This is a genomic window from Paenibacillus sp. P4_A7 (genome assembly GCF_056402455.1).
Genome location: NZ_JBFUHJ010000347.1, coordinates 1 through 5,889, shown reverse-complemented (window position 1 = coordinate 5,889; position 5,889 = coordinate 1). Strand labels below are relative to the sequence as shown.

At 44.7% G+C, this 5,889-nt stretch carries 8 protein-coding genes; 1 reads left to right on the top strand and 7 read right to left on the bottom strand.

Translation table 11 applies throughout. The features are described 5' to 3' along the window. Positions 1–224 precede the first annotated feature (224 nt). The 4 genes from AC1DWN_RS25810 to AC1DWN_RS25795 are packed head-to-tail and all read right to left on the bottom strand — an operon-like array spanning position 225 to position 3,971. Entirely contained in the window at positions 225–1,184 is a 960-nt protein-coding gene (locus tag AC1DWN_RS25810; protein ID WP_477561756.1) for an alpha/beta hydrolase, read from the bottom strand. Between the two features lie 24 nt (positions 1,185–1,208). Next, the gene (locus AC1DWN_RS25805) at positions 1,209–1,841 is read right to left on the bottom strand and encodes a bifunctional 4-hydroxy-2-oxoglutarate aldolase/2-dehydro-3-deoxy-phosphogluconate aldolase (protein ID WP_477561755.1); all 633 of its coding nucleotides are present in this window, start codon (positions 1,839–1,841) and stop codon (positions 1,209–1,211) included. Between the two features lie 26 nt (positions 1,842–1,867). Further along, positions 1,868–3,091, bottom strand: a complete 1,224-nt coding sequence (mutY, locus tag AC1DWN_RS25800) for an A/G-specific adenine glycosylase (RefSeq protein WP_477561754.1) — start codon at positions 3,089–3,091, stop codon at positions 1,868–1,870. Continuing rightward, on the bottom strand, positions 3,072–3,971 hold the full coding sequence (locus AC1DWN_RS25795; protein WP_477561753.1) for a helix-turn-helix transcriptional regulator: 900 nt from the start codon (positions 3,969–3,971) through the stop codon (positions 3,072–3,074). Before AC1DWN_RS25795 ends, mutY begins: the two co-directional genes overlap by 20 nt. A gap of 169 nt (positions 3,972–4,140) precedes the next feature. Between AC1DWN_RS25795 and AC1DWN_RS25790 the strand changes: the two genes are divergently transcribed. After that, complete coding sequence (locus AC1DWN_RS25790) at positions 4,141–4,494, top strand: c-type cytochrome (protein WP_477561752.1); 354 nt, start codon at positions 4,141–4,143, stop codon at positions 4,492–4,494. A gap of 70 nt (positions 4,495–4,564) precedes the next feature. Here AC1DWN_RS25790 and AC1DWN_RS25785 read toward each other — a convergent pair whose 3' ends face one another. From AC1DWN_RS25785 to AC1DWN_RS25775, 3 genes are all read right to left on the bottom strand, one after another. Beyond that, positions 4,565–4,801 carry a hypothetical protein gene (locus AC1DWN_RS25785; protein ID WP_477561751.1) on the bottom strand — a complete coding sequence of 79 codons (237 nt, stop codon included), beginning with the start codon at positions 4,799–4,801 and terminating at the stop codon, positions 4,565–4,567. Positions 4,802–4,852: 51 nt separating this feature from the next. Next, entirely contained in the window at positions 4,853–5,251 is a 399-nt protein-coding gene (gene acpS / locus AC1DWN_RS25780) for a holo-ACP synthase (protein WP_477561750.1), read from the bottom strand. Positions 5,252–5,599: 348 nt separating this feature from the next. Then, a partial coding sequence (locus tag AC1DWN_RS25775) for a hypothetical protein (protein WP_477561749.1) occupies positions 5,600–5,889 on the bottom strand: 290 nt, incomplete at its 5' end.

The window sequence follows — 5,889 nt, the reverse complement described above, 5'->3', positions numbered from 1 at the left end:
ATAATAATGACGGCCATTACCATTAATTTAGATGCTATTTTCTGCATATAAGCCTCCTAGCCGAAATCTTCCTCAATCCCAACGGCTGTAATCAAACTGTAATATATCTCTCATCTTGGTTTCATCTTATGCATATATAATAAATTCATGACCCCCCTTATTATATATATTCTCTCTTGTAGCCTGCTGCTTCGTGCCGCAGGCTTCTTTTTTGTCCAATTTTGCTAGAGTAAAGCCTCCTTCAAAAAAGGAATAACCCGCTTCCAAAACAACGGATCCTTTTCAGAAGTGCTATGTCCTAGGCTCGAAACGAATAAGGTGTCGATTGTACCAGGAGGCAATTGTTCTTCCAACTGCTGCAAATCCTCTGCGTATATAAAGTCATCACCTTTCGAATGCACCATTAATACAGGCACTAAACCTGTTATAGCCGGCCCAGCATGCCTCAATAGGATGTCTCGAATATTGGCGGCACGAAATTGTTGACGTGTTATACGAGCTCGTAAAAGCCAAATGGAAGGTATCAGATAAACTAGTGGGAATGCAGGTGTCTTTTTGCGATACAGCTCAGCTCTAAGCATGGTTTCAAATCGTACTGGCATAGAATCCGTTACGACAGCGTTAACTCTGAGCCCCTCGCCTAATGCAAGAAGGGCTCCAAAACCGCCAAGCGAATGCCCAATTACAGCTATTCGATTAGGATTAATAGCTGGAAGACCGCGAGCGGTACGGACTGCAGCCAGCACATCATCTCTGAACATGAGGGCTGATGGGGCCTTAATTGATTCGCTGTCTCCGTGACTTCGCGCATCATATATAAGCACAGCAAAGCCCGCTTCATAAAGCGGGCGCGCATATCGCAGCACTCTTGTCCGATTGGAGCCCCAACCATGAGCTATTATAACTAAGGGTAGAAGATCCGAATCATCTATCGCTACGCCCTTCTCGTTAGATGCCGCTTCACTTACCTCTTCGAATGCTGCTTTAGCAATCGGCTGCAGCAGCCACCCCACCAGCTTCGAGCCATTGCTCTCGAATGTTATAGTCTGCCACTGTGTATCAACGGCAGGATTCTCATTGTTCAAGAGCTTACGCGGACTCTGACTGATTACTCCTATACGCCAAACAATAATGCCGAACAACAATATGGCTATTAAAAGTACGATCAACGCCCAGATAAACATGCCCACAAGCCGTCCCCTCCTACGCTACAGAGCTCTGACTGCTTCCACAAACTGACTCGCCCGCTCTGCTACCTGATCAAACTTCCCTTCTCTTACCCATTCTAAGTTGACAAGCTTGCCACCCATTCCGACAGCGTTAGCTCCTGCGTTAAAATAATCAGCAATATTATGTAGGTCTACTCCACCGGTAGCAATCATCGGAATATCATTGAGCGGTCCGCGAATTTCTCGCAAATAGCCCACCCCAAGCGTGCCCATAGGAAAAATTTTTACCGCGTCAGCACCAGCCTTCCAAGCCTTGACGATTTCAGTAGGCGTCATAACCCCGGGCCATACAGACAACCCGCGTTCACGACCGTATGCAATTACCTCTTCATCCAAATTAGGCGAAATAAGAAACTGTGCTCCAGCGGCAACGGCTTGCTCCGCGAGCGTAACATCGGTTACAGTTCCGGCGCCAATCGCCGCCATCCCGTCAAACTTCGTCCGCCACCTGTCTATCATGACAGCCGCGCCTTCTGTATTCATCGTTATTTCCATCATATGAATGCCGCCATCAATTAGAGCCTGTGCTGTAGAGTCCGCGTGTCGATCCTCAATTCCCCGTAAAATCGCAATAATTTTGTGCTTAAATAGCAAGTTTAACATGTCATTCATCCCCAATACCTCCGCCATATATTCATTTATTCCCAATATTCACGTAAAATTCTCAAAAACAAATTCGGGAATGGCAATGTTTCCATATCTTCTGGGCCTATCCATCTATAGTGAGCCGGCAGAACTGCTTTCAACAGGTTGGTTTCACTCATCATTGGCTCATATCCAGCTAAAGTTTCCGCAGCTATTGAACTAGAAGCTATCGTGTATCCCACATCCGAACTTACCATGTTAGTTGAATCGCCTAAGTCAGCCAAGTAAAAACGCATTTTCCAATGAATATGACTAAAAATATGATCGGCATCCATAAACCAGCTGAGCGGACGAATATGCAGCTGTGCATCTTGCTCCAGCTCCATTCCGATTAGCTCTGCTAATTCTCCTTGCTCCTTCGGCTGCTCTTTATCCATTAGCCCCAGCTTATCAGCAGGAATCAACTGATGCGGCAGCTCCCACATTTGTGCGAGCAGTCCTGTATCCGGACGCTGCCTCACCAATATCTTCCCGGCATTCTCGCCGCTTCCAAGTACAATAACAGCAGCTCTTAGCTCATCACGTGGCGGCTTTGCTTTCGTCTTAATCGGCAGTTCCAATTCTCTGCCTTCAAGACGCGCTGAGCAATGCTCCATCACAGGGCAAGGCAAACAGCTTGGTGATTTTGGGGTACATACTAACGCGCCCAGCTCCATCAGAGCTTGATTAAAATCACCTGCTGCACCCTCTGGTATGAGTGATTGTGCAAGCTTCTCAATTCCGATTCGCGTCTTGGGCTTCGCGATATCATCCTCAAGCAGAAAATAACGGGATAGTACTCGCATAACATTCCCATCCACCGCTGGTTCTGGTCTGTTAAATGCAATGCTCATTATGGCTCCGCTTGTATACGGGCCAATTCCTCTTAATGAGGCAACAGACTCCTTATCATCAGGGACAATACCGCCGTAGAGCTCGACTACCTCTTTCGCACCTGCTTGCAAATTACGAGCTCTTGAGTAGTAGCCAAGCCCCTCCCAGCATTTAAGCACTTCTTCTTCTGGTGCTCCTGCCAAAGCATGTACAGTTGGAAACTTACTCATGAAATTATTGTAATATGGAATTACTGTGTCTACACGAGTTTGCTGCAGCATAATTTCCGATACCCATACACGGTACGGATCACGATTCATTCGCCAAGGTAAATCACGTTTAATCAATCTATACCATGAGAGAAGCTCATGACTGAAATATTGTTTAGCCACCTGCTGTGTCACTGGCCTTCTCCTCCTTGTTCTCTGTCATTGTCTGTTTGATCATTTGATTAACGCTGAGTTTCGCAATTCTGCGATATTGAATCGGCGTAATTCCTGTGTGACGCTTAAATAACCGAGATAAATAATGATTTTGCATACCTACCGTTCTAGCAACGGACGAGATCGGTTCCAACGTATTCGCGAGCAAATACTTAGCTTTGGCAATTCTCCGGTTAGTCACATATTGAATCGGAGAACAGCCCATTTTGCTTTTGAAGGACGAAATAAAATAATTTGGATGCAAGAAAGCGAATTTAGCGAGATCAACCACTTGAATGTTCGTATGTAAATTCAATTCAATGTATTCAATCACTTCATTCCATTTAACACCGATGCTTGCGTCAGTGGAGTCTTCTTGCTCAATGTGACTTCCTTCAATGAAGTAGGAGAGCATTTCTAACAAAGCCGACTTCAGTCTAAGACCCTTCGTTAAGGGCGGGTAATGCTGAGACGCTATCATTTTATCAAAAAGCTGCTTAATCGTTTGGTCGTCCTGTACAGGCACATAGGTTGGAAGCATCAAAGAGCTCATAAACGGTATATCTCCAGCTTCTAGTCGAAAATGGCACCAATAACGCCCAAACAACTCATCCCCCTCTGTCCCGAAGGATTGCACGGTGTGAGCGGGCAGCAGATATAAAGTGCCTGGCAAAATAGCGTACCTCTCGTTGTGAAGCTCTAACCACCCTTGCCCTCTGCTTGTATAAATGAAGCGATAAAAGTCCGGCTCCTCATTGTGCTCGCTCCAGTTTGGTATACTTTCAGAATAAGCCGTCATAATAACCTCGGCATGGATGCGATTTAATTGGTTTAATAAAATACTCTCTATTGTCGGTTTCATGAAGTCTCCTATAAATAAAAATACGATATAATTAAAGTAACGTCCATTCCTGTTCGTCGATTGACTAAACTCTATTATACGAACTAACGACATAAAATCATATGGACACGCTGTGACTGCCGTCTGGTTAAAGATACTAATAATGAAATGAGGATGGAGGTTTTTCACCTTGACATACCAAAGAATAATCCCACTAGGAATGAAAATGACCGCAGCAGCAGGGCTGCTATTAATTATGACCGCCTGCGGAGGCGGAGGGGCGGGTGTTAAGCAAGGAGCGGCTCTAGAAGGGCCCAAAGAGGTCGTCACTACCTACAGAAACAATTGCATTAGCTGTCATGGTACAGACCTGCAAGGAAGAGTAGGTGCTGACACCAATCTCAAGGAGATTGGTGCCCGTATGGATGCCAAAGCTATTACTAAGCAAATTGAGGATGGCGATGGCTTAATGCCAGCCTTTAAGGATAAGCTGACTGCTGAAGAGATTGCAGGACTTGCAGAGTGGCTAGCCAGTAAGAAGTAGCATCATCGACGAAAGAAAGGATGTATGGGAGAGATCACTTACCCCAAACATCCTTTCTTTATCCTACCTTTTAATAGCCGATATAGTGACCGTTTATTTTCGGAGACTTCGTTAAATGAATAGCGGACTGACTAGTATATGTCCAATTCGTATGGCCCATTTGGGGATGAACCGGGAACAGATCCCCTTGTACAAGTACCAGGTCGCCGCCCCAATCATCCGAATACAAGCCGTCAAATTCTACAAATTGCCCCGTCTTAAACCGACGCTTCGTACTTTGCTTCCGCTGCTCCCTCACCGTCGCCATCCCCTCTTATCCATAGCTTTGGTATATTACATTCCAAGTATGGGCAAAAGGTTACTCTATTATCCGTTCGATGACGGCGAATGCGGAAGCTAATGTCTTCTCATGTGTGATCGTTACATGAATACGAATATTATTCGGACTAAGTCCGAGACGAATCCATGCAGCCTCTGATAAGCTGCACTCCGGCTTGCCATTGCTTCCCCGTGCGATGTCAATGTCGGTAAAAGCAACGATAGAACCAATTCCGCAGCCGAAGGCCTTCACGACCGCTTCCTTAACAGCGAATCGTCCAGCTGTGAATTGATGCAGTCTTTCACCCTCGTACGCTGCGGCAATTTCAAACTCTTCGATCGATAAGATACGCTCCAAAAAACGTTTACCCGTTTTACCACTTACTATTTTGGTTACTCTTCCAACATCCGTTAAATCATGTCCGATGCCGATGATCATGCTAACACCAACCTTTATATGAAGGTGAGATTAGCAGAACGCTATTATGAAGTCAAGCTAATCCATTATTTATTAATATCGCGTGCTCGAATTTATCAGCCGGCAATGGTCGGCTGATGTAAAATCCATGCATGTAATGACAGCCTTGAATAGAATTTATGATTTCTCCAAGATAATTGCCACCTAGAAAAGGGGGTTAGTAAGCCTATAGTTGGTTTATATTGCATAGGTAACATCTCCCATAATGTCGAATAATGCGTTAACCGAATCATATCATCTCAGTTATGTAAGCGCCACTTATTAAACTGTAGTCCTGGGAAATAAATAACATTTTTTTTGAAATGAGCTCTATACGTTATATTTTGTAAAATCTATAGGCTGACCGTCTATGGTTGGTGTACTGTTGCGATTTCGATCTACAGCAAGCTGAAGAATTACATTTTCCGCATTCATGTAACTAACCGCTAATATATCGCTATCAGACCAAGCTGGACGATTACGTTTAACTGCCTCCGTAAATTCATCATAACTGTTAAAACCATAGCGCTCTGCATCCGCCTTGGCAACCACTTCGATTACAACACCATTACGATTTCCTTTGCTAATTACAGTGCAACGATCTGTTGTTTCTTCTAATT